The 566-nt window shown below is 67.1% G+C and carries 1 protein-coding gene; it reads left to right on the forward strand.

The genetic code is table 11. From position 1 onward, the window contains the following. Positions 1 to 566: AMP-binding enzyme (locus tag L6D75_RS27175; RefSeq protein ID WP_236193981.1), on the forward strand; the 566-nt coding region annotated here is incomplete at both ends.

Here is a 566-nt window from a genome sequence, read left to right on the forward strand (position 1 = left end):
TGCCAGGTGCCACCGCGCTCAAGCCAGGCTCGGCGACCCGCCCGTTCTTCGGCGTGGTGCCGGCGCTGGTGGACAACCTGGGCAACCTGATCGAGGGCGCCGCCGAGGGCAACCTGGTGATCCTCGATTCCTGGCCGGGCCAGTCGCGTTCGCTGTACGGCGACCACGACCGCTTCGTCGACACCTACTTCAAGACCTTCCGCGGCATGTACTTCACCGGTGACGGCGCGCGCCGCGACGAAGATGGCTACTACTGGATCACCGGCCGGGTGGATGACGTGCTCAACGTCTCCGGGCACCGCATGGGCACCGCCGAGATCGAGAGCGCCATGGTCGCCCACCCCAAGATCGCCGAGGCGGCGGTGGTGGGCGTGCCGCACGACATCAAGGGCCAGGGCATCTATGTGTACGTGACCCTCAATGCCGGCGAGAAGTCGAACGAGCAGTTGCGCCTGGAGCTGAAGAACTGGGTGCGCAAGGAAATCGGCCCGATCGCCTCGCCGGACGTGATCCAGTGGGCGCCGGGGCTGCCGAAAACCCGCTCGGGCAAGATCATGCGGCGCATC

Origin of the sequence: Pseudomonas faucium (assembly GCF_021602585.1) — a bacterium.
Classification (GTDB): Bacteria; Pseudomonadota; Gammaproteobacteria; order Pseudomonadales; family Pseudomonadaceae; genus Aquipseudomonas; species Aquipseudomonas faucium.